This is a genomic window from Promicromonospora sp. AC04 (assembly GCF_003058225.1).
Classification (GTDB): domain Bacteria; phylum Actinomycetota; class Actinomycetes; order Actinomycetales; family Cellulomonadaceae; genus Promicromonospora.
Genome location: NZ_QBUG01000008.1, coordinates 35,936 through 59,136, shown reverse-complemented (window position 1 = coordinate 59,136; position 23,201 = coordinate 35,936). Strand labels below are relative to the sequence as shown.

Annotated in this window: 16 protein-coding genes and 1 pseudogene; 3 read left to right on the top strand and 14 right to left on the bottom strand. The window is 72.4% G+C overall.

The window, feature by feature from the left end:
* Positions 1 to 2: 2 nt before the first annotated feature.
* The 11 genes and pseudogenes from C8K30_RS20330 to iolC form a co-directional block, all read right to left on the bottom strand.
* A complete protein-coding gene (locus C8K30_RS20330) occupies positions 3 to 818 on the bottom strand; it encodes an HAD family hydrolase (protein WP_233257313.1) in 816 nt (271 codons plus the stop codon).
* Positions 819 to 906: 88 nt separating this feature from the next.
* Entirely contained in the window at positions 907 to 2,103 is a 1,197-nt protein-coding gene (locus C8K30_RS20325) for a Gfo/Idh/MocA family protein (protein ID WP_108494742.1), read from the bottom strand.
* A gap of 88 nt (positions 2,104 to 2,191) precedes the next feature.
* Positions 2,192 to 3,121, bottom strand: coding sequence for a TIM barrel protein (locus C8K30_RS20320; RefSeq protein ID WP_108494741.1), 930 nt, complete (start codon positions 3,119 to 3,121; stop codon positions 2,192 to 2,194).
* 33 nt (positions 3,122 to 3,154) lie between these two features.
* On the bottom strand, positions 3,155 to 4,168 hold the full coding sequence (gene iolG, locus C8K30_RS20315; protein ID WP_108494740.1) for an inositol 2-dehydrogenase: 1,014 nt from the start codon (positions 4,166 to 4,168) through the stop codon (positions 3,155 to 3,157).
* 70 nt (positions 4,169 to 4,238) lie between these two features.
* Complete coding sequence (locus C8K30_RS20310; RefSeq protein ID WP_108494739.1) at positions 4,239 to 5,072, bottom strand: ATP-binding cassette domain-containing protein; 834 nt, start codon at positions 5,070 to 5,072, stop codon at positions 4,239 to 4,241.
* Positions 5,069 to 6,124, bottom strand: a complete 1,056-nt coding sequence (locus C8K30_RS20305; RefSeq protein ID WP_108494738.1) for an ABC transporter permease — start codon at positions 6,122 to 6,124, stop codon at positions 5,069 to 5,071. The genes C8K30_RS20310 and C8K30_RS20305 overlap by 4 nt, the downstream gene beginning before the upstream one ends.
* Positions 6,125 to 6,184: 60 nt before the next feature.
* Positions 6,185 to 7,162: a substrate-binding domain-containing protein gene (locus C8K30_RS20300; protein ID WP_233257312.1), complete on the bottom strand. Its 978-nt coding sequence runs from the start codon at positions 7,160 to 7,162 to the stop codon at positions 6,185 to 6,187.
* 105 nt (positions 7,163 to 7,267) lie between these two features.
* Positions 7,268 to 8,770 carry a CoA-acylating methylmalonate-semialdehyde dehydrogenase gene (locus C8K30_RS20295; protein WP_108494737.1) on the bottom strand — a complete coding sequence of 501 codons (1,503 nt, stop codon included), beginning with the start codon at positions 8,768 to 8,770 and terminating at the stop codon, positions 7,268 to 7,270.
* 80 nt (positions 8,771 to 8,850) lie between these two features.
* Positions 8,851 to 10,728 (bottom strand): 3D-(3,5/4)-trihydroxycyclohexane-1,2-dione acylhydrolase (decyclizing), encoded by a 1,878-nt coding sequence (gene iolD, locus C8K30_RS20290; protein WP_233257341.1) that lies wholly within the window; start codon positions 10,726 to 10,728, stop codon positions 8,851 to 8,853.
* A gap of 110 nt (positions 10,729 to 10,838) precedes the next feature.
* Entirely contained in the window at positions 10,839 to 11,837 is a 999-nt protein-coding gene (iolB, locus tag C8K30_RS20285; RefSeq protein ID WP_108494735.1) for a 5-deoxy-glucuronate isomerase, read from the bottom strand.
* A 938-nt stretch (positions 11,838 to 12,775) separates the two neighbouring features.
* Positions 12,776 to 13,732, bottom strand: a pseudogene (gene iolC / locus C8K30_RS20280) (5-dehydro-2-deoxygluconokinase); the annotation flags it as partial.
* Between the two features lie 177 nt (positions 13,733 to 13,909).
* Between iolC and C8K30_RS20275 the strand changes: the two are divergent.
* From C8K30_RS20275 to C8K30_RS20265, 3 genes are all read left to right on the top strand, one after another.
* Positions 13,910 to 14,647, top strand: a complete 738-nt coding sequence (locus tag C8K30_RS20275) for a GntR family transcriptional regulator (RefSeq protein WP_108494734.1) — start codon at positions 13,910 to 13,912, stop codon at positions 14,645 to 14,647.
* A 163-nt stretch (positions 14,648 to 14,810) separates the two neighbouring features.
* The gene (locus C8K30_RS20270) at positions 14,811 to 15,917 is read left to right on the top strand and encodes a transaldolase family protein (RefSeq protein ID WP_369940590.1); all 1,107 of its coding nucleotides are present in this window, start codon (positions 14,811 to 14,813) and stop codon (positions 15,915 to 15,917) included.
* Between the two features lie 98 nt (positions 15,918 to 16,015).
* On the top strand, positions 16,016 to 17,515 hold the full coding sequence (locus tag C8K30_RS20265) for a glycoside hydrolase family 43 protein (protein ID WP_199230599.1): 1,500 nt from the start codon (positions 16,016 to 16,018) through the stop codon (positions 17,513 to 17,515).
* Positions 17,516 to 17,561: 46 nt separating this feature from the next.
* Here the strand turns inward: C8K30_RS20265 and C8K30_RS20260 are convergent, their stop codons facing one another.
* The 3 genes from C8K30_RS20260 to C8K30_RS20250 all read right to left on the bottom strand — a co-directional run bounded on the left by C8K30_RS20260 (position 17,562) and on the right by C8K30_RS20250 (position 23,096).
* Positions 17,562 to 20,027, bottom strand: a complete 2,466-nt coding sequence (locus C8K30_RS20260; RefSeq protein ID WP_233257311.1) for a X2-like carbohydrate binding domain-containing protein — start codon at positions 20,025 to 20,027, stop codon at positions 17,562 to 17,564.
* A 133-nt stretch (positions 20,028 to 20,160) separates the two neighbouring features.
* Positions 20,161 to 20,859, bottom strand: a complete 699-nt coding sequence (locus tag C8K30_RS20255; RefSeq protein ID WP_108494733.1) for an SGNH/GDSL hydrolase family protein — start codon at positions 20,857 to 20,859, stop codon at positions 20,161 to 20,163.
* A complete protein-coding gene (locus C8K30_RS20250) occupies positions 20,856 to 23,096 on the bottom strand; it encodes an alpha-galactosidase (RefSeq protein ID WP_108494732.1) in 2,241 nt (746 codons plus the stop codon). Before C8K30_RS20250 ends, C8K30_RS20255 begins: the two co-directional genes overlap by 4 nt.
* Positions 23,097 to 23,201: the final 105 nt, after the last annotated feature.

Here is a 23,201-nt window from a genome sequence, read left to right as displayed (position 1 = left end):
GCCTACCGCAGCGTGCGCAGGACCGCGACGACGCCGTGCTCCTCGACCGTCCCGGTGACCTCGCCCGCGGCATCGATGACGTCGGCCGGCGCGTGGCCCATCGCGACGCCGCGCGCAGCCCAGGCGAGCATCTCCAGGTCGTTGACCCCGTCCCCCACAGCGACCGTCGACCCAGGATCCACGCCGATGCGCTCGCGGACCCGCTCGAGCGCCGTCGCCTTGCTCAAGCACCTCGGTGTGACATCCACCCAGTCGGGCCCGGCAGGGCTCGGCGTGACTCCCAGCGCACGCAACGGCTCCCGCAGGGCCAGCACCCCGTCGGCCCGGAGGATGACGCGTGCGGCGGGCACGTTCCACAGTTCCGTGTCGGAGACCCGGCGCTGCTGCCCGTTCACCAGCCCCCGCTCGAAGAGGCGGTTGACCCGGTAGCCCCAGCCGATCTCCTCGACCCCCACCTGCACCGTGGGGATGGCAGCACGGGCAAGGCGGACCACCGGCTCGACGTCGAAGGAGTGCACCTTCTCGAGCCGGTAGCCGCCGGGCAGGGCACGACCGACGCGCGCGACCACCGCGCCGTTGGAGGCGACGACCCAGCCCTGGTCGATGCCGAGCTGGCGGGCGACGGGGAGCACGCCCACGAGGGACCGGCCCGAGGCGAGCACCACATGGTGCCCGGACCGCCGCACCTCCTTGACCGCCTGGACCGTCACGGCCGGAACGGTCATATCGGTTCCCAGGAGAGTGCCATCGATGTCGAGCGCAACCAGGGCGCTGGTTCCGGCAGTGGGCGACGTCACCGTAGCTGTCGTGTCTGTCATGCACCTCAGACGCACGGCGGGCCGGGATGTCACAGCACTTCCGGGACCGATCGGATCCTGTGGCGCTCAGACCCCGTCGCTCGCCGGGCTACACCCCGTACGTGACCCCCTCGCTCGGGGAGGGCACCTCGTGCCACCGCCCGTCGACCGCCGACGCCTCCGCGGCGGCCACCACCCGGGCGGCCTGCAGCCCGTCCGCCACGGACGGCGCCACCTGCCTGCCCGTGACCACCGAGGTGATGAACCGCGCGCCCTCGACGACCTTGAGGTCCTCGAAGCTCAGCCCCATGCCACCGCCGGGGTTGAACCGGCCGAACTCCCCGTGTGCCCCGTCGGTCAGCACCCGCGTGAAGCCGTACCCGGCGGCGCCCGGCCCGAGGCAGACCTCGAGCTCGTTCATCCGCTCGAAGTCCCACCGGGCGGTGCCCGCGCTGCCGAACACCTCGATGCCGTACCCGCACCGCGGCCCGATCGCCACGCGGGAGGACTCGAACGTCGCCACGGCGCCGCCGTCCAGGCGCGCGAGCACCGCCGCGTGGTCCTCGTTCTCCACGGGCAGCAGCTCCCCGCCGAGGTCGCCGCTCGCCTGGTGGCCGACGCCGCCGCCTACCGGCGCGGGCCGCTCCCGGATGAACGTCTCCGTCAGCGCCGTGACCTCGCGCACCGGGGCGACGACGTACTGCGCCAGGTCGAAGCCGTGGCTGAGCAGGTCGCCGAGCACCCCCGACCCCGCCGTCTCGCGCACGAACCGCCAGGTGCGCGGCCCGGCCGGCGACGACGAGTAGTCGGCGTCGAGCACCACGCGGACGTTCCTGACCCGGCCGAGCCGGCCCGAGCGGACCAGCGACCGCAGGTGCTCCACCGCGGGCGCGTGCCGGTAGTTGAACCCGACGGCGGTGACCAGCCCCGCGTCCCGTGCGGCGTCGGCGATGTCCTGCGACTGCCCCGCCGAGGTTACCATGGGCTTCTCGACCCAGAACGGCTTGCCGGCCGCAGCCGCCGCGAGCGCGTGCTCGCGATGCAGGTAGTTGGGCCCGCAGATCGACACGACGTCGACGTCGGGGTGGGCCAGCACGTCACGGTAGTCGGCGGTCGCCTCCCCGTAGCCGAAGCGGCGGCGGGCCGCCTCGGCGTTGACTGCGGAGGTGTCGGCGACGATCACGGTGTCGATGTCGACCTCGAGCTCCGGGTACTTCTCCCCCAGCGCCCGGTAGGCGTGCGAGTGGACGGCGCCCATCCAGCCTGCCGAGATCAGCCCGACGCCGATCCGGCGGCGTTCCGTCATGTCAGCGTCTCCCACGTCAGCGTCTCCCACGTCAGCACTTCCCACGTCAGCGCCTCCCACGTCAGCGCCCCCCATGTACACGCCCAGGTCAGAGCAGGCCCAGGCCGCACGAGGCCAGGTACTGCCGGGTCATGACGGCGTTCGGCAGCGGCAGCCGCGGGTCGCAGGGGTACAGGTCCTGCTCGCAGACCACGTACAGGTCCTTGTCCAGGCCGGCCAGCGCGGCGACGAGCTCCTTCATGTCGGGCGCACCGGCCGGTGGCCGGACCGACGCGCCGCGCGCGACCGCCTCGCCGAAGGGCCAGTCCTCCCGGTGCGCCTGTTCGGTCAGCTCGACGTCGAACGCCTTGATGTGCACGTAGGCGATGCGGTCGGGGTAGGTGCGCACGATCTCCAGCGGGTCGCCCCCGCCGTAGACGATGTGGCCGGTGTCGAGGCAGAGGTTCACGTAGGCGGGGTCGGTGGCGTCGAACACCCGCGCGATGTCCTCGGGCGTCTCGATGTGGCTGTCCCCGTGCGGGTGCAGCGCCATCTTCAGCCCGTACTCGTCCTTGAGGATCTGGCCGAGCCGGTTGGCGTTCTCGATGTAGAGCTTCCAGGCGTCCGGCGTCAGCACGCGGTCGTCCGTCCACTCCCAGGTCTTGTCGTCGCGGAACAGCGGGGGCAGGTGGACTATGTACTCCGCGCCGACCGCCGCGTGGGTCTCCGCGATGGCCCGGAAGGTCCGTTCGGTCTCCGCCCAGGCCTCGGCCTTGTGCAGGATGCCCCAGCCGGTGCCGGCGACCACGGTGAAGCCGTTGTCGTCCATGACCTTGCGCAGGCGCTTCGGATCCGTGGGGAAGTAGCCGTACGGGCCCGTCTCCATGTACTCGAAGCCGGCCTCGGCCATCTCGGCCAGCGCGCGCTCCCAGGGGATCTGCTTCTCGTCCTCGGGGAACCACACGCCCCACTGGTCGGGGCAGACGCCGACGGTGAGCCTGCTGAACCGGGGGTCGGTGTTGCGTGCCTTGCTGGTCATTTCACTCTCTCTCAGCCTTGTGGGTCGTACGGGTCAGACAACCGCAGACGGCGCCGGGACGGGTGCCGGGGCCACGCTGCGGCCCGTGCGGGCGGACTCCGTCGCGGCGTCGGCCAGCGCCAGCGCCTGGCGCCCGTCGAGCAGCGACGGGGACGGCGCGGCGCCGTCGCGCACGGCGGCCACGAACGCGGCCAGCTCGCTCGCGTACGCGTCGGCGTACCGTGCGAGGAAGAAGTCCAGGTACGGGCCGCGGGCGCCCGAGGATCCCGCGGCGTCGAGCACCACTGACGTCGCGGTGTGGTTCTCCACCCGCAGCGCCCCGCGCGGCCCGAACGCCTCCAGGCGCTGGTCGTACCCGGCCGCACAGTGCCGGCTGTTGATGATCGTCGCCACGGCGCCCGAGGCGGCGGTGAGGGTCACGACGGCGGCGTCGAAGTCATCGGTCTTTGCGAATGCCGGGTCCAGGCGCTGCGGCACCGTCTGGACGGCGACGATGTCACCGAGGAAGAACCGCGCCATGTCGAGGTCGTGGATGGTCATGTCGCGGAAGATCCCGCCCGAGGCCGCGAGGTACTCGACGGGCGGCGGCGCGGGGTCGCGGCTGATGATCGTGAGCTGCTCGATGTCCCCGATCTCACCGGCGCCCGCCCGGCGGTGGATCTCCGCGAGGGCCGCGTCGAACCGGCGGTTGAACCCGAGCATGACGCGGTCGGCCCGGTCGCCCACCTGGGCCAGGCACCGGTCCGCACGCCCGAGATCGAGGTCCACCGGCTTCTCGACCAGGACCGCCTTGCCCGCCTCGACGGCGGCGACGATCTGCTCGACGTGGTAGGCGGTAGGCGACCCGACGACGACGGCGTCCACGGCGTCGTCGGCGAACACGTCCCCGACGTCGGTGGTGGCCGCCGCGCCGTACGCCGAGGCGAGGCGCTCGGCGGCGCCGTCGACGGGGTCGGCGACGAGCACGAGCTCTGTGTCGGGCGACGCGGCCACCGAACGGGCGTGGACGGCGCCGATCCGGCCGGCGCCGATGAGCGCTATGCGCATGGTTTCTCCTTGGAGCACTTGGTGGTCCCGGCCTGCCCGGGACCTGTCGCGGTACTGCTCGGACCCCGGCTCACACCTCGGCGGCCCGGACGTCGGCGATGAGCGCGCTGTCGGCGTCCGTCTGCTCCAGCTCGTGCGCCAGCTCCTCGAGCTCGGCGCCGCCGGCCATCTGCGACGTCAGCTCGTCGAGCGTCACGTCCTTCTTCTCGTGGTACCCGAGCGGGCGGCCCCGCTTGAGCAGCAGGAACCGGTCCCCGACGGGGTAGGCGTGGTGCGGGTTGTGGGTGATGAAGACGACGCCGAGGCCGCGGTCGCGGGCCCGCAGCACGTAGCGCAGCACCACTCCCGACTGCTTGACCCCGAGCGCGGCGGTGGGCTCGTCCAGGATCAGCACCCTGGCACCGAAGTACACGGCGCGCGCGATCGCCACGCACTGCCGCTCGCCGCCCGAGAGCTGGTGGATCGGCTGGTTCACGTCCCGCAGGTCGATGCCCATGTCGAGCAGCTCCTGCTTGGCGATCCGCTGCATCTTCTTGACGTCGAGGATGCGGGCGGGGCCTCTCCCCTTGGTCAGCTCGGAGCCCAGGAAGAAGTTGCGCCACACGGGCATGAGCGGGACCACCGCGAGGTCCTGGTAGACGGCGGCGATGCCGAGGTCGAGGGCCTCGCGCGGCGAGCCGAGGGTCCGCTCCTCGCCGTGGATCTCCAGCACGCCCTCGGAATGCTGGTGCCGGCCGGCGATGATCTTGATCAGCGTGGACTTGCCGGCGCCGTTGTCGCCCAGCACGCAGGTGACGCGGCCCGCCTGGACGTCGAGGTCGACGTCCTGCAGGGCGAGGATGTTGCCGTACCGCTTGCCGACCCCGCGCATCGTGACGAGGGAGGTTCCGGTAGTGGTGGTCATCGCTGCTCCGCCCGCTTCTTGACGACGAGGTTGACGATCGTGGCCAGCAGGAGCATCAGGCCGAGGAAGAACTTGAACCAGTCGGGGTTCCACTGCGCGTAGACGATGCCCTTGTTGACCATGCCGAAGATCAGGGCGCCCAGCGCTCCGCCGACCGCCGAGCCGTAGCCGCCGGTCAGCAGGCAGCCCCCGATGACCGCGGCGATAATGTAGAGGAACTCGTTGCCCACGCCCTCGCCGGACTGCACGGTGCCGAACGCGAACAGGTTGTGCATGCCGAGCAGCCACGCGCACAGCCCGACCCCGACGAACAGGCCGATCTTGGTGCGCTTGACGGGGACGCCCACCGCCGAGGCCGCCAGGTCGTCCCCGCCGGCCGCGAAGATCCAGTTGCCGACGCGGGTGCGGACCAGCAGGTGGGTGGCGATCACCACGAGGGCCAGCCAGATCAGGACCGTCACCTCCCAGCGCACGCCGAGGAAGCTGATCTTGGCGGCGAACACCGAGCGCGCGGACTCGAAGCCGTCCATCGAGGCGATCGACGGGCTCGACACCCCGCCGGCCACGAGCCTTGTGACGCCCAGGTTGATCCCGGTGATCATGAGGAACGTCGCGAGCGTGACGATGAACGAGGGCAGCTTGGTCACGACCAGCAGGTAGCCGTTGAGGAACCCGAGCCCCAGCGACACGACGAGGGCGACGCCGACCCCCACCCACACGTTCGTGCCGAGGAACCAGGAGAACTGGGCGGCGGTCAGCGCAGAGAACACGACCGCGACGCCGGTGGACAGGTCGAACTCGCCGCCGATCATGAGCAGCGAGACGCCGACGGCCATGATGCCGATGGTCGAGGCCCCGTACAGCACCGTCGCGACCGACGAGAGCTGGGTGAAGACCGGCGCTACGGCGGCGAAGAACGCGAACACGGCGACGGCGCCGACGACGGCGCCCATCTCGGGCCGCGCGAGGAGCCGGGCGACTGCCGAGCGGCGCACGAGGCGCTCGTCGGCGGTCGGCGACGCCGCCGGGGCGGGGGTGGTGGCTGTGGCCATGTGGGGGTCTTCTCCTTCGAAGATGTGCCCGGGCGCGGTGACGCCGCGCCCGGGCGGCGTTCAGCGGATACCGTCCTGCGCGCCCTTCAGGACGTCTTCGGCGTTGTCCTTGTCGATGATCGCCGGGCCGGTGTAGACGGGCTGGCCACCGCCGAGCACGAAGCCGCCGTTGTGCTGCAGCCACAGCGACTCGATGGCTATGTAGCCCTGCAGGTAGGGCTGCTGGTCGACGGTGGCGAGCACGTCGCCGTCGACCACCGCCTGGGCGAGGTCCGCGTTCAGGTCGAAGGAGGCCACCTTCGCCTCCGACCCGGTCTCCTCGACCGCGTCCAGGATGGTGAGCGTGAAGGGCGCCCCGAGGCCGATGATGACGTCGGCGTCGGCGGTGGACTGGAGCTTGGCGGTCACGGTCGAGCTCACCTGCGTCATGTCCGTGCCCTGCACGTACAGCACCTCGGTATCCGGGATCTTCTCCTTCACCCCTGCGCAGCGCGCATCCAGGCCGACGTTGCCCTGCTCGTGGATGACGCAGATCGGGTGCGTGAAGCCCTCCTCGGCGAGCAGGTCGCCGAGCGCCTCGCCGGCGAGGCCGTCGTCCTGGCCGACGAAGGTGAACGCGCCGTAGTCGAGCGCGTCCTCCATGCCGCCGTTGAAGCCGACGACGGGGATGCCCGCGTCGACGGCGTTCTGCGTCACGCCCTGCATCGCCTCCCCCTTGGAGAAGGTCAGCGCCAGGCCGTCCGTCCCCTGGTCGACCGCCTGCTGGGCGAGCTGGCTCTGGCGCGCGGCGTCCGGGTCACCCGAGTACTGCAGGTCGACGCCGTAGCGCTCGGCCGCGGCCTCGGCGCCCCGGCGCGCGATGTCCCAGAACGTGTCTCCGGGCCCGGCGTGGGTGACCATCACGGCGGTCATGGTCGTCTCGGCAGCGGCGGGCGCAGCGTCGTCCTCCTGCTGCCGGCCGCCCTCCGAGCAGGCGGTGAGCAACAGCGCCAGCACGCCGCCCAGGGCGAGTGCACGGGCGAGGGGTGATCTGTTCACGGGCGAAGCTCCTTGTGTGTCACGTCGTTGTGAAGGATCTGCGTGCCCCACGCTACCGGCACGTCGGCTTATGTCAAGACATATTTACGACAGGTCAAATCGCTCCTATTTCTGCGAGTCCCCCGAGAAGTGGTACGACGCCTCCGTCCGCTGGGCGCGGTGCGGCCAGCGCTGCGTGACGACCTTGCCGCGCGTGTAGAAGCGGATGCCTTCGGGGCCGTAGATGTGGCTCTCGCCGAACAGAGAGTCCTTCCAGCCGCCGAACGAGTGCCAGGCGACCGGGACGGGAATCGGCACGTTGACGCCGATCATGCCCACGTGGACCCCGCGCTGGAAGGTGCGGGCGGACTCGCCCGAGCTCGTGAAGACCGCCGTGCCGTTGCCGTAGGGGTTCGCGTTGATCACGTCGATCGCCTCGGTCAGGCCGGACACGCGCACGACGTCGATGACGGGCCCGAAGACCTCCACGCGATAGACCTCGTGCTCCGGGGCGACCCGGTCGATCACCGTCGGGCCGACGAAGAAGCCGCCCTCGTAGCCCGGCACGGTGTGGCCGCGGCCGTCGACGACCAGCTCGGCGCCGTCGCGCTCGGCGGTGCCGATCAGCCCCTCGATGCGTTCCTTGGCCGCGGCGGTGATGACGGGGCCCATGTCGGCGCCCGGCTGGTCGCCCGCCGTGACGTTGACCGCGCGGGCCTTGGCCGCGAGCTTCTCGACGAACTCGTCGGCCACCGAGTCCTCGACCACCGCGACGGAGATCGCCATGCAGCGCTCGCCGGCCGCGCCGAAGGCCGCCGCCGTCAGGTGGTCGACGGCGTCGTCGAGGTCGGCGTCGGCCAGGACGACGCCGTGGTTCTTCGCGCCGCCGAGCGCCTGCACGCGCTTGCCCTCGGCGGTGGCCGTGGCGTGGATGTACTGCGCGATCGGGGTCGAGCCGACGAACGAGACGGCAGCGACGTCGTCGTGGTGCAGGATCGCGTCCACGACCTCCTTGTCGCCCTGGACGACGTTGAACACGCCGTCGGGCAGCCCGGCCCGCTGCCACAGGTCCGCGAGGAAGAGCGACGCGGAGGGGTCCCGCTCGGACGGCTTGAGCACGAACGTGTTGCCCGTGGCGATGGCCACCGGGCTCATCCACAGCGGCACCATGGCCGGGAAGTTGAACGGCGTGATGCCCGCGACCACTCCGAGCGGCTCCCGGAACGAGTAGACGTCGACGCCCGTGGCGGCCTGCTCCGAGTACTCCCCCTTGAGGAGCTGCGGCATTCCGCAGGCGAACTCCACGACCTCCAGGCCGCGGCCGACCTCCCCCGCGGCGTCGGAGACGACCTTGCCGTGCTCACGGCTGACCAGGCGCGCCAGCTCGTCGGTGTGCTCGGCGAGCAGCTCGCGGAACTTGAACAGCACGGCGGTGCGCTTGCCGAGCGAGTACTGCGACCAGGTCTCGAAGGCCTCGGCGGCCGAGGCGACTGCGCGGTCGACGTCGGCGGCGGTGCCCAGCCCGAGGCGCGCGATCTCGGCGCCCGTCGCGGGGTTGAAGACGGGCTGGGTGCGGTCGCCGGACGGGTCGACCGGCTTGCCGTTGATCCAGTGGGTGATCAGGGACATGAGAAACCTCGCTCGTGCTTGGTCTGGGCGGTGTGGTCTGGGCGGTGTGGTCTGGCGGTGTCGTGTGGTGCGGTGGACGGTCACAGGTAGTGACGCTGTGGTGCGCGGGCCGTGTCGTACTCGGCGCGTGCGGACTGGGTGCTGGGCAGGGTGGAGACCTCGCTCACGGGCACGTCCCACCAGCTCGACCCGGGCGGGTTCGGTCCGTAGAGGTCGGTCTCGACGTGGATGAGGGTCGCACGGTCCGACGCGACGGCCGTGCGGAACGCCGCCCGGAAGTCGTCGACGCTCTTGGCGACCTGCACGTCGACGCCGAAGCTCTCGGCGTTGCGCACCAGGTCGAGTGGCACCTCGCTACCGTCGAGCTGGCCGGTCTCGGGGTTGCGCATCCGGTAGCGGGTGCCGAAGCGCTGTGAGCCGCGGGACTCCGACAGCGCCCCGATCGAGGCGAACCCGTGGTTCTGCAGCAGCACCACTATCACCTTGATCCGCTCGGAGACGATGGTCGCCAGCTCCTGCGGGAGCATCTGGTAGGTGCCGTCGCCGACGATCGCGACCACCTCCCGGTCGGGTGCGGCGAGCTTGGCGCCCATCGCCGCCGGGATCTCGTACCCCATGCAGGAGTAGCCGTACTCCAGGTGGTACTGCGAAGGCGTCCGGGCCCGCCACAGGGCCTGCAGGTCGCCGGGCATCGAGCCGGCTGCGTTGATGACGATGTCCTCGTCGCCCATCAGCTCGTTGAGCGCCCCGAAGATCTCGGTCTGGGCGGGCAGCGGGCCGTGCCCCAAGTGGTAGCAGCGGTCGGTGACCGCCTGCCAGTCGGCCACCCGCCGCGTCATCTCGGCCCGGTACTCCTCGTCCGTGCCGTACCCGGCGAGGGCCTCGGTGAGCGCGGCGAGCCCCTCGCGGGCGTCGGCGACGACCATCTCCGCCGAGTGCTTGGCGGCGTCGAACGCGGCGACGTTGAGGTTGACGAACCGCACGCCGGGGTCGCGGAAGGCGGTGTGGCTCGCCGTGGTGAAGTCCGTGTAGCGGGTGCCGACGCCGATGACGACGTCAGCGGTGGCCGCGAGCGCGTTGGCGGCGTCGTTGCCCGTCGCGCCCACGCCCCCGACGGCCAGCGGGTCGTCCCACGGGATCGCACCCTTGCCCGCCTGCGTGTCGGCGACGGGGATGCCCGTGGCCGTGGCGAAGGCGCGCAGCGCCTCGCTCGCCCCGGAGTAGACGACGCCACCACCGGCGACGACGAGCGGCCGCCTCGCCGAGCGGATCACCTCGGCCGCGCGCGCCAGCGCCGCGGGCTCCGGCACCGGGCGGGCGACGTGCCACACGCGGTCGCGGAAGAACTCGACCGGCCAGTCGAACGCCTCGGCCTGCACGTCCTGCGGGAGGCAGATCGTGACGGCCCCGGTCTCGGCCGGGTCGGTGAGCACGCGCATCGCCGCCGGGGCGGAGCCGAGCAGCTGCTCGGGCCGCCAGATCCGGTCGAAGTACCGCGAGACCGGCCGGAAGGCGTCGTTGACGGTCACGTCGGGGCCGCCGGGGTGCTCCAGCTGCTGCAGGACCGGGTCGGGCACCCGGTTGGCGAAGACGTCCGAGGGCAGCAGGAGCACGGGGATGCGGTCGACAGTGGCGAGGGCGGCGCCGGTGACCATGTTGGTCGAGCCCGGGCCGATCGAGGCGGTGCACACGAAGGTCTGCAGGCGCTCCTTGGTGCGGGCGTAGCCGACGGCGGCGTGCACCATGCCCTGTTCGTTGCGGGCCAGCAGGTAGGGCAGCTCGTCGGGTCCCGGCTCGCCCGCGGGCACGCCGGCCTCGGCGGCCTCGACGTGCGCCTGCAGGAGCCCCTGCCCGAACCCGGCGACGTTGCCGTGCCCGAAGATGCCGAACGCGCCGGCGAACAGCCGCTGGGTCACGCCGTCGCGCTCGGTGTGCTGGTGCGCGAGGAAGCGGACCAGGGCCTGCCCTACGGTGAGGCGGACGGTGGCGCCGGTGGCGCCGGTGACGCCGGGGGCCGTGTTGGCGCTCGCGGTGCTGGTGGCTGGTGTGGCGCTCGGGGTGTTGCTGCTCACGTGGACTCCTCGGTGAGATCCGTGGTCGGGGACGTGGCGGGCGCGCGGTCCGGGACCGCGCCCAGCGGGAGGCGCGGGTCGACGGGCTCCGTCTCCCAGGTCTCGCGCACCCAGTGGTGGGCCGGGTCGTCGACGGACAGCCAGGTGCCGTCGTCGGCCGGGCCCGCCATGACGTTGAGGTAGTACAGGTCGTAGCCCGGCGCCGCGGCGGACGGCCCGTGGTAGCCGTGCGGGACCAGGACCGTGTCGCCGGTGCGCACCTCGGCCGCGACGTCGATCGGCCGGTCGGGTGTGCCGTACACGCGGTGGTACGCCAGCCCGGGACCGGAGGGGCCCTCGGCGACCTCGAAGTAGTAGATCTCCTCGAGCTCGCGCTCCTCGTGGCCCGGGACGTCGCTGTGTGCGTCGTGCTTGTGCGGCGGGTAGGAGGACCAGTTGCCCCCTGGCGTGACGACCTCGCACACCAGGATCCGGTCCACCTCGACGCCGGTGCCGATGGTGTAGTTGTGCACCTGCCGGCTGGCCCGGCCCGCACCGCGCAGGTCGACCGGCACCTGTTGCGCCCGCAGCACCTGCACCGGCAGCACCCGCCCGGCGCGTGCGGTGGCCACCGCGACCCTGGCCGAGCCGCCGTCGGTGCCGCCGTCCGCGTCGTCGCCCGAGCCGTCGCTCGCGCCGTCGGGCCGCACGGTCACCGTCGAGCCGACCGGCAGGTAAGCGGTGTCCGCGGGCCCCGCGAAGACGCCCGGGCGCCCCGCCAGCCGCAGGTCGTGCCGCTGCCCGCCGGGGTCGGTCACCTCCAGGCGCAGGCTCCCGCGCAGCGGCACGACCACCGCCTCGTCGGCGGTGAGCGCCAGGTCGAGGCGACCGCCGTCGGCGATCTCGTGGACGAGGAGGCCGCTGTAGCCCCAGCCGGCCCGCTCGGGGGTGATCTCGGCGACGGCGCCGCCGGTGCGCGCGTCGGGGACGCCCGCTCTCAGCACGAGGTCGTTCACAGCAGCGTCACCGCCTCGTCGACGGCCGCCGCGACGTCGCCGCCCGGCGGGTACAGCAGGGACCTGCCGATGACCAGGCCGCGCACGGTCGGCAGCTGGAGCGCCTTGGCCCAGCCTGCCATGGCGGCGTCCTGGTCCCCGGTGACGTCCCCGCCGAGGATGAGCGCGGGCAGGGTGGACGCCGACAGGACGCGCTCCATGTCCGCCACGACGGGCAGCTTGAGCCAGGTATAGGCCGACGTGCGCCCCAGGCCGGACGCGATGGCGATGGAGCGCATGACGGCGTCGGGCGTCAGGTCGTTGCGCACGCGCCCGTCCACGCGCCGGGAGACGAACGGCTCGACCATGGCGACCAGGCCCCGGTCGGCGAGCTCGTCCACGGCGCGGGCGCACGCCTCCAGCGTGACCACGGACGCGGGGTCCTGCGGGTCGATCCGCAGCAGCATCTTGCCGCCGTCCAGGCCCGCCTCGGCCACGCCGCGGGCGTCGTAGCCGGTGAAGCGGTCGTCCAGCTCGAACGCCGAGCCCGCCAGGCCGCCCCGGTTCATGGACCCGTAGACGAGCTTGCCGTCCAGCGCCCCGAGCGCGGCGAGCTCCTCGACGAGGTCGGCGGTGCCGAGGAAGCCCCCGACGCCCGGCCGGCCCAGGGCGACGGCGGTGCGGCGCAGGAGGTCGCGCCGGTCGGCCATCGCCATGGGGTCGTCCCCCACCGCCACGGCGCCGCGCGCCGGGTGGTCGGCGGCGATGACGAGGAACCGCTCGCCGGGGACCGGGCCGGGGTGCCGCGGCCGGGCCAGGAGCCGCGCCCGCAGCGCCCGCGGGTCGCGCAGCCGCAGCTCGACGACGTCGTCCACGGTCAGTGCGGTCGGCGCACCCGACGGCCCGGCCGCACGCTCCCGGACCTCGGCGGGAGCCCTGGTCTCCTGCGCCGGGACCTCGCCGGTGGCCAGCAGGTGCTCGACCTCGGGAGGAGTCGGCATCGCCGTCGAGCACTCCAGCCGCGCGGCGACGATCGCGCCCGCGGCGTTGGCGAACCGCAGCGTCCGCTCGAGCGACCAGCCCTGCAGCAGCCCGTGGCACAGCGACCCGCCGAATCCGTCCCCGGCACCGAGCCCGTTGACGACGTCGACGACGACCGGCGGCACGACCACCCGCTCGTCGCGGGTCTTGGCCAGGACCCCGAGGGGGCCCTGCTTGACCACCGCGATCTGCACACCGGTGGCCAGCAGCGCGTCTGCGGCCCGGTCCGGGTCCTCCTCGCCGACGGCGACGAAGCACTCCTCCCGGTTGCCCACGGCTATCGTCACGTGCGGCAGCACGGCGCGGAGCTGCTCGCGCGCCGCCTCGACGTCGGCCCAGAACATGGGGCGGTAGTCCAGGTCGAGGACCGTGTGGCCGGACCGGCCGCGCGCGGCGAGGGCGGCGTGGTGCGCGGACCGGCTGGGCTCCTCGCTCAGCCCGGTGCCGGTGAGCCAGAGCAGGCGGGCCGACCGCACGGCGTCGACGTCGACGTCGTCCGGCGTGATCCGCAGGTCGGGGGCCGACGGCGACCGGTAGAACCAGAGCGGGAAGTCGTCGGGCGGGAAGATCTCGCAGAACGTGACGGGGGTGTGCAGCTCGGGCACCACCACGACGTACCGGTCGTCCACCCCGAACCTGCCGAGCTCGCGCCGCGCGTACCGGCCGAAGGGGTCCTCCCCCACGCCGGTGACGACGGCGACGGCGTGGCCCAGCCGAGCGGCGGCCACCGCGACGTTCGTCGGGCTCCCCCCGAGGTACTTGCCGAACGACTCCACGTCCTCCAGCCCGACACCGCTCTGCAGCGGGTAGACGTCCACCCCGATGCGACCGATAGCGAGCACGTCCGGTGCCCTGGCCTCGTCGCGAACTGTCATGCTTCCTCATCCCCGTCGTCGCGGATCCGCGCGCACCACCGGTGCCGCCGGTGACTCGACCCTGCTCTGCGACCCGCCATCCTGTCAAGAATTTGTCCTGACATTTGAACATCCCGTCTTCAATACCATTCACGGCTAGACTTCTTCCACAGCCAGACCACCGCAAGGAGGCCCTCCGTGTCCCAGCCGCTGCGCATCGACCTCGATCGGTCGAGCCCGGTGCCCCTGTACCACCAGGTTGCCACCGCCATCGACGCAGCGATCGATGACGGGCGGATGGTGCCCGGCGAATTCCTCGAGAACGAGGTGGCGCTGGCCGCCCGCCTCGGCATCTCGCGCCCCACCGCGCGCCAGGCGCTGCAGGACCTGGTCGAGCGCGGCCGCCTCGTCCGCCAGCGCGGGGTCGGGACGCATGTCGCCCCCACGCGCGTGCGCCGCCCGGTCGAGCTGACCAGCCTGCACGACGACCTGTCGAAGTCCGGCCGCAAGCCCAGCACCGAGGTGCTCGAGCACCGGGCCGTGCTCGCGACCGCCGAGGTCGCCGAGGCGCTCGAGGTGCCCGAGGGCAGCGACGTCGTCATGATCCGGCGCCTGCGCATGGCCGACGGCGAGCCGCTGGCGGTGCTCACCAACTATCTCCCGCCGGACATAGCTCCCAGCGCCGAGGACCTCGCGACGAACGGGCTGTACGACCTGCTGCGCGCCCGCGGCGCCAAGCCAAAGGTGGCGCGGCAGCGCATCGGCGCCCGCACGGCGACGGCGGCCGAGGCCCGTGTGCTCGGCGAGAAGCCGCGCGCGGCGCTGCTGACCATGGAGCGCACGGCGTACGACGACTCGGGCCACGGCATCGAGTTCGGGCAGCACATCTACCGCGCCTCCCGGTACATGTTCGACACCACGCTGTTCGCGAGCTGACCGGCCGTCCCGCGGTGCACGGCGTGCGGTTCGGATGATCTTTGTCCTGACATTCGGTTGACAGGTTGCCAGGACCCGCGATCGAATGGGCCGAGCCGAACCCCGCGACGCCGCGGACCCGGGTACGGGCATGCGCCGTCGACCTACGCACCTCGGAGGACCCGTGACCCAAGCGCTCGACACCGCCACGACCGATGTCACCGGCGACAGGACTCCGCTGGCGCGCATGACGCGCGAGCACCCGCAGACCGCCCTGTGGAACGACTCGGCGGACCCCGAGCAGCTCGGCCGCGCCATCTCCTGGGGCGCCGTCGGCGCGACCTGCAACCCCGTGATCGCGCTCGCCGCGATCACGGCCGACCTGCCCCGCTGGACAGCCCGGCTGCGCACCCTCGCCGACGAGCGGCCCACCGCCACCGAGTCCGAGCTCGGCTGGACGGTGGTCCAGGAGCTCAGCATCGACGCCGCCCGCCTGCTGCTGCCCGCCTTCGAGGCGTCCGCCGGCCGGAACGGCCGGCTGTCGGTCCAGACCGACCCGCGCCTGCACCGGGACGCCGCCGCCCTGGTGCGCCAGGCCGAGCAGTTCGCCGCGCTGGCGCCGAACATCATCGTGAAGATCCCCGCGACGAAGGTCGGCGTCGAGGCGATCGAGGAGGCGACCTTCCGCGGCGTGAGCGTCAACGCGACCGTCTCGTTCACCGTCGCCCAGGCGGTGGCCGTCGCCGAGGCCGTCGAGCGTGGCCTCGACCGCCGCGAGCGCGAGGGCCTGCCGGTCGAGGAGACGGGCGCCGTCGCGACCATCATGGGCGGCCGGCTCGACGACTGGCTCAAGATCGTCGCCGCGCGCGAGGGCCTGCTCCTGCCGCCAGGGGTGCTCGACTGGGCGGGCGTCGCGGCGCTCAAGAACGCCTACCGGATCTTCACGGAGCGCGGCTACCGCACCCGCGTCCTGTCTGCGGCGTTCCGCACCCACCTGCACCTGTCGGAGCTGGTGGGCGGCGACCTGGTGATCTCCCCGCCGTTCGAGTGGCAGGAGTCGATCAACCACGCCGGCCTCGCCCTGCCGGCGCGCATCGACTCCCCCGTCGACCCCGAGGTCCTCGACACGCTGCGCACGCTCCCCGACTTCCGCGCCGCCCACGAGCCCGACGGCCTCGCGCCCGAGGAGTTCGCCGGGTTCGGTCCGTCACGGCGCACGCTGCGCCAGTTCCTCGACGCCGACGCCCAGCTCGACGCGCTGGTCCGGGACGTCTTGGTCCCTGCGCCCTGAGGTCCAGCGCGCCACCATGGTCTCCGCCCGCCACCAGCGAGGTGCCGGTCTGAGCGCATCTGGCCGGTAATGTGTGGCGTCGGATTCCAGGAGGACAAGTGACCTCGATCAGCACCCAGGCCGACCTCACCAGCGTCGTGCCGATCATCCCGGGCTTCCACCCGGACCCGTCGGTATGCCGGGTCGACGACGACTACTACCTGGCGAACTCGTCGTTCGAGTACACGCCGGGCGTCCCCCTCTGGCACAGCCGCGATCTGCTCACCTGGACGCTCGTCGGGAACATCCTCGACCGCCCCGACCAGCTCCCGCCCGGGAACGCCTCCTCCAGCGGCGGCGTGTACGCCCCGACCCTGCGCCATCACGACGGCAGGTTCTGGCTGATCACCACCGACGTGTCCGGCGGCGGCGGGCAGATCGTCGTCTCGGCCGAGGATCCCAGCGGACCGTGGACCTCCCCGACGCGCCTGAAGGGCCTGCACGGCATCGACCCCGACCTCGCCTGGGACCAGGACGGCACGTGCTACGTGACGTACTGCTCCGTCGTCGGCCCGGACGGGCCCGGGATCGCCCAGGCCCGGGTCGACCTCGAGTCGGGGACCGTCCTGGAGGAGCCGCGGCCGCTGTGGAGCGGGATCGGGCTCGCCCACCCCGAGGCGCCCCACCTGTACCGGCGCGGCGCGTACTGGTACCTGCTCATCGCCGAGGGCGGCACGGAACGCGGGCACAGCGTCTCGATCGCGCGCGCGGACCGGCCCGACGGCCCCTACGTCGGCGCGCCGACCAACCCCGTCCTGAGCCACCGGAGCACCACCCACCCCGTCCAGAACACCGGCCACGCGGACCTCGTCGAGAACGCGGACGGCACCTGGGCAGTGGTCTACCTGGGCGTGCGGCCTCGCGGCTACACGCCGATGTTCCACGTCAACGGCCGCGAGACCTTCCTCGCGGGCGTCGACTGGATCGACGACTGGCCGGTGGTCGACGAGACCCGCTACCACCGACCGGTCCTCGACACGTCGTACACGGACGCCTTCCACGCCACCGCCCTGCACCCCCGGTGGGTGTCGCCCGGGACCGGGCTGGCACAGATCGCGACGCACGTGCCCGCAGGAGGGCTACAGCTGAGCCCCGGCACCGGCCCGCGGGCCGACGTCGGCGCCCTGACCGCGCGCGTCCTCGACCTCACGTGGCGGTTCGAGGCCGACCTCGGCCTGGCCAACGGGTCGGCTGCGCTCCTGCTGCGCCTGGACGACACCCACTGGTGCGAGATCCGTACCGACGCCGGTCGGGTGCACGCCGTCGTCCGCATCGGCCCCCTCGAGGTACCGCACGGGACCGCGGTCCCGCTGGCCGGACCGTCGCTCACGCTCCGGGCCGAGGCGCTCCCGCCGACGACGAACGGACCGGACGACGTGCGCCTGTCCGCGGTCGTCGACGGGACGGAGCACGAGCTGGCGCGCTTCGACGGCCGATACCTCTCGACCGAGGTCGCCGGCGGCTTCACCGGACGCGTCGTCGGGCTTCGCTCGCTCGACGGCGTGGTCGACGTCGCCGAAGTGCGCTACACGCCGCTCGCGGAGCACGACGCCCCGTGAATCCGTCGGACGGTACGCACCCCGGCGCCCTTCTTGCCGGGTGACCTCAGCGCGACTTCGCGACCGTGTACCGGAACGTGTCCGTCCGCAGGACCTCGCCGGACACCTTCTCGATGCGGAGCGTGTGCTCCTTGTCCCCAAGTCCGGTGGCCGCGAACACCGGCTGCGCCGTGCGGCGGGTGTCGGCTGATAGGTCCACCCGCTCGACGAGCCTGCCGTCGACGAAGACGTCGGCCTCGCCCTGGTCCGGGCCGAGCGCGGTGACCCACTCGACGCCCGTACCCCGGAAGGTGAGCCCGACCGCGGCGCCGTCCTCCGACGTGTGGTGCACGTCGTCGTGGTGGTCGCCGCGGAACCGGAAGTCGATCGCGGCCTCGCCGACGGGCAGCGTGGCCAGGTACTCCTTCCGGATCGTCACCACGTTGCCGTCGATGCCGTATGCGGTCCCCTCGTCGAGCTCGGCGCCGTCCACCGAGACGCCGACGAGCTCGCCCGCGTCGCGCAGCAGCTCCACCGCGACGTCGGCCTGGGCGGCCGGCGCCTTGTCGAACGCCGCCGTGTCCGGGTCGAGCAGGCTCTCCTGCCGCACGTTCAGCCGGTCCACCAGCATGTAGTCGCCCGACTTCTTGACACCCCGGATGGTGTGCGACCCGCTCGGTAGGTCGGAGATCGAGTAGACCACCTGCTGCGCCTGGCGGTCCTCGCCCGGTTCGAGGGAGGTGTCCACGGTCTCCTTGAGCTCCCCGTCGATGTAGATGTCGACGTCGCCCTGCGAGCTGTCCTTCTCGGTGACGTAGTCGATGCCGGTCCCGACGAACGTGTACTCGAACGCGTCGTCGTTGGACTCGGTGTAGTGGACGTCGTCCCCGTAGTCCCCGAAGGTGCGGCCCGTGCTGGTGTTCCAGCTGCCCGTGTAGACGATGCCCGGGTCGTTGTCGTTCAGCACGGTCGTGCGGGTACCCGCAGCGGCCTCAGGAGCCTCGTCGGCCGCCTCGTCGGCCGGGTCGCCCGCCGACGAGTCCGTGACGGTGACCGGCAGCGGCTGCGAGACCGCCGGGACCTCGAAGTTCCCGTTGCGCTCCCACTCGCCCTCGTAGGACACCCGCAGGTCGTCGTCGTTGACGGTGATCTTCGAGCCCTTGGCCGGCGTCACCTTGATCAGGCGCGCACCGTGGATCGGCACGTCCTGCGCGACGAAGCCGCCCTCGAACGTCCCGAGATCCTTCCTCGCCCACAGGTCGCGCACCTTCGCGTCACCGTCCAGCCCAATGTCCGCCCAGCTCACCTCGACGTCCGCGTCCGTGCGGCCCCGGTTGAAGAGCGCGACCGTGTACGAGCTGTCCTTGTTGAGGGAGTACCACACCTGCTTGTTGGTCTCGGTGGAGACGGGCTGCGCGGGGACTCCCGCCTGGTTCACCCCGATCACCTCGGGGTTGGTCAGCAGCTCCAGCCCGTAGGCGTCGAGCCGGGTCATGTCGTTGCCGATGTAGAACGGGGCCGCCGACACCGCCCAGAGGGTCGCCGCCGTGCGCCGCTCGTCCCGGGTGAGACCGTCCATGCTGCCGTTGCCGACGTCCAGGGAGTCCAGGTCGTTCCAGCCGCCGGGACCACCATGGCGCCACCACTCGGCCATCCTCGGGAACAGCCGGTCGATGCTCGACCAGACGGTGAGGGCCTCCCCGGCGCAGTAGCACTCGACGTCCCAGTCCACGCGCCACCCGTTCGCGTGCTCCTTCCAGTAGTCCGCGTAGCGGATGTCCAGGGCCCACGAGAGCTCGAACCAGATCTCGTGACGGGCCAGAGCCTGCGACCAGGCGGCGACGTCCGCGCGCGCGTCGAGGGACAGGTCGCCGATGCCGGAGCCCGGGGTCACGCTGTCGAACTTCAGGAAGTCGACGCCCCAGCTCGCGTAGAGATCGGCGATCGAGTCGACGTACTTCTGCGCGCACGGGTTGGTGAAGTCCATCTTGAGACCGATGTCCCAGTAGTCCGCCTGCTGGTGCGGCACGACGGCGAGCTCGCCGGTAGTGCAGCCCGGCGCGTCGTAGACCGGCAGGTCCGCCTCCACCAGCTCCTCCGAGATCCCCGGGATGCTGTACAGGCCGAACTTCTGCCCGTTCGCGTGGACGTGGTCGATGACGTCCTGCAGCCCGTCCGGGTACAGCGTCGCGCTCGGCGTCGGCCTGCCGTAGTCGTCGACGCCGTCGTTCCACCCCGCGTCGACATTGATGTACTCGTACCCGAACGGCTGCAGCTTCTCGTGCATCGCGTCCGACTGCGCCTTGATCTGGTCGGCGGTGATCCACCCGCCCTCGGTCGGCGCGTACACCTGCATGCTGTAGCTGCTCCACCCCATGTAGGGCTTCTGCGCCTGCTCTCCCGCCGGGGCGTAGGGCTCCGGCGCGACGGCTGCCGCAACCGGCTGGACCACCGGCTGCGCACCCGGCTGCGCAGCCGGGCGGGCCGACGCCGACGAGACGGCACTGCCGAGCGAGACGATCAGGACGGTCACCGCGGCGAGCGCCCTGGTGCTCTGCCTCCCGCGACTCCTCCGCCTCCTGCGACGGTTCTCTTCCATGAGTGGTGTCCTCTCTGGTGGTGTGGTCGCCTTTGACCGCCGGAGCGCTTCGGCGCGCCCCGGATCCTCAGGACGACGCTCTGTCCTCGGGGACGGCCTCGGGGATGGCCTCGGGGACGGCCTCGGGGACGGCCTCGGAGACGACCCCGGGGGTCGCGCCGTGCTCGTGTGCGACGGCCTCGAGGATCTCCGTCGCACCGGCCAGCCAGAGGCGCGCCAGCTCCTGGTGGCCCAGCTCCCCCGGATGGATGCCGTCCGGCGCGATGTCGGACGCGGCGCCGAGAGCCCTCAGGCCGGCGTCGGCGGGGACCAGCGCCGCGCCCAGCCCCGCGGCGAGCGAGCGCGTCACCGCGCGCTTCTCGTCGAGGTCAGCGCGCCAGGTCCGCTGTACGTCGTCGACGGGCAGCAGGAACGGCTCGACGAGCACGAGCCGGGCGCCCTGGACGCGTTGCAGGATCGCCCGGTAGTCGCGCTCGAACTCCGCCGCGGACGTGGCATCGCCGCTGTCGTAGCGACGCCAGGTCTCGTTGATGCCGACGAGGACGCTGACGATCGCCGGCCGCTCGGCCACGACGTCGTCCTCCCACCGTGCCTGTAGGTCCAGCACGCGGTTCCCGGAGATGCCGCGGTTGCGCACCTCGAATCCCGCCAGCTCGGGCCTGCCCGCGAGCAGGCGCACGTATCCGTCGCCGAGCCCTTCCGGATCGGTGCGGCGGTCGCAGTCGGTGATGCTGTCGCCGGCGAAGACGATGACGGGCCGGGTCATGGCTGTCCTTCCAGGTCCAGTCGCTCCAGTCGCTCCAGGTCCAGTCGCTCCAGGTCCAGGAGCATCGCCTGCTGCGGGTTGAGCGTCGGCAGCGGGATCCCCGCGGTGGCCAGCACGTGCCCGGGGAGGTCGATGCCGCCGTCGACCGCGGCGCGAACCCACTCTGGGTCGGCACCCTGGTGGCGGGAGGCGGCACCCAGCTCCTCCCGGACGCGCACCCGGTAGGTCGCCTTCGGGTCGAGCCCGGGCAGGCGGACGCGCCCGCTCTGCCCTGCCGCCGAGGTGTCGAACCGGGTCCACGTGTACAGGGCACGCGACCCGTCCTGCGCGACGACGCCGCTGAGCGCGGTCGCCTCGTCGGCGAGGTCGGCGTTGACCACCCGTCCCGTGTGGAGCACACCGCGCAGCTCCCGGTAGAGCTCCGCCCACGCGGTGACGGTCCGCAGCTCCTCCGGCGAGGCGCCCGAGAGGTCCATCTCGATCCCCGCGTGCGCGGTCAGCGATGCCACGAGCCGGAAGGACAGGTCGGTGGTGCGGGACGTCGTGTGCGCACGCGCGGCGCCCAGGTGGGAGCCGATCAGCTCGGGCGGGACCAGCAGGCGGGTCCAGCGCTCGATCTGCGCACGCTCGACCGGGTCGTTGCAGTCCGACGCCCAAAGCCGGTCGGTCCGCTCCAGGATGCCGAGGTCGACCCGGCCACCGCCCCCGGAGCAGGACTCGATCTCCAGGCCCGGATGGCGCTCGCGCAGCTCGTCGAGCATGCGGTACAGCGCGAGCGTCTGTGCGCGCACCGCGGGCCGGTCCCCGCCGTCGCGCCGCCCGACGGCCTCGAGCAGGTCACGGTTGTGGTCCCACTTGACGTAGTCGACGGCGTACTCCTTGATCAGCGAGCTGACCCGCTCGAGCACCACGGCGTAGGCGTCGGGGCGCGCGATGTCGAGCACGTACTGCCGCCGGGCCGGGGCGCCCAGGCCCTGCCGGGGGCCGAGGACCCAGTCGGGGTGCTCGCGCGCGAGGGCGGAGTCGAGGCTGACCATCTCGGGCTCGAACCAGAGCCCGAACTGCATGCCGCGGGTGTGCACGAGGTCCGCGAACGGATGCAGTCCGTCCGGCCAGATGGCCCGGTCGACGAACCAGTCGCCCAGACCCGCGTGGTCACCGCGGCGGCCGTGGAACCAGCCGTCGTCCAGGACGACGCGCTCGACGCCGACGTACGCCGCCCGGTCCACGAGCGCGGTCAGCCGCTCGATGTCGTGGTCGAAGTACACGGCCTCCCACGTGTTCAGGACGAGCGGCCGCGGGGAGCGCGGGTGCCCGGGCCGGGCGCGCAGCCGCCGGTGCAGCCGGTCGGCCAGCCCGTCGATCCCCTCCCCGGACCAGACGAACACCGCGGTGGGCGCGTCGTAGCGCTCGCCGTCGGCGAGCATGACCTCTCCCGAGCGGAGGGCCTCTCCCCCGCCCAGGACCGCGGCGAAGGGCCCCGCACCCTCCGTGAGGCGCTCGACGAGGTACTCGCTCTCGCCGCTCCACGCGAGGTGCATCCCCCAGACCTCGCCGTGTCCGAAGCCGAAGCCGCTGGTCCCGGCGGTCAGCAGGTACGGCGAGTCGTGGCCCGGCTTGCCCCGGCGCGCCCGGCGCAGGTGCGTGCCGTAGCCGATCGGGAGCCGCTGCGGGGCGCGCTCGCGGCACCACTTGCCGGTGAAGTCGAGCAGCTCGGTGGCCCGCTCGGGCAGCGGGACCAGGGCCCGCAGCGCCCCGAGCGTGTACGGGGCCGGGCTCGCCACGGGCGACAGCGCGACGTCCCGCACGACCGAGAGATCCACGGCGAGGACCCCGAAGCGGTCCATGGTGAACCGCTGCTCGCCGCGCAGGGCGCTCACCCGGTCCACGAACCGCAGGGTGATGGCGCCCCCGCCGGCCGCCGCCGGGTCGTGCACGAAGGAGTCGAGCTCGGGGCGGGGGGTCGTGGCCGTGCCCGCCGCGTTGCCCTCCTGGGCCGGCGTGCCCGACCAGCCGTCGAGCTCCGTGGGCCACACGCTCATCACGCGGGCGACGTCCGGCGAGTTGTTCAGGACGGCGGGGACGGCGGTCGTGCGGAGGGCGTCGGCCGTCGCCGCCTCAAGGGGCCCGATGTCGGCTCCCCAGTGCAGGATGCTCGGCACCCGGCCGGAGACATCGAGCACCAGGCTGGTCCCCGCCGCACTCAGGGACAGGACGGCTCCGTCGCCGTTGGGCATCTATCGGGCTCCTCGCTCGGTTACTTGACACGGTTAATAAACCATTCCTAGGCTGCTCGACGCAAGCGGTCGACGTCGACTCCTCAGAGCCGAGGGGCCGCCGAA